Annotated in this window: 1 protein-coding gene; it reads right to left on the bottom strand. The window is 54.3% G+C overall.

Annotation, left to right across the window (positions count from 1 at the left end; translation table 11 throughout):
* The coding region (locus tag KJQ96_RS39165; RefSeq protein WP_213291238.1) for a hypothetical protein at positions 1-221 on the bottom strand (221 nt) is incomplete at its 3' end.
* Between the last annotated feature and the right edge of the window lie 46 nt (positions 222-267).

Consider the following 267-nt stretch of genomic DNA (forward strand, 5'->3'; position numbering starts at 1 on the left):
TGGAACAGTCGGGCATCACGTTGGTCGACGAGGAGATCGATATCTTCTGCAGCCGCAAGCGTCGCTTCTAGGCGGACATTGCTTTTCCAGTGGCAGTGGCGGATCCCATTCTGTTCAAGAGAGTTGAAGAGCCTCCGGATGAGCTCTTTGCTCGATACTTCTAATCCCGCTTCGTCCGACTGAACCGATGCGGCTTCTCTCGTCCAATTCGAGGCGTCCAAATTCCCGACCTTTACAGATCCCGTCTCGTGACGCATCATACGACCT

The organism is Bradyrhizobium sp. sGM-13 (assembly GCF_018398875.1).
In the GTDB taxonomy this organism is placed as follows: Bacteria; Pseudomonadota; Alphaproteobacteria; order Rhizobiales; family Xanthobacteraceae; genus Bradyrhizobium.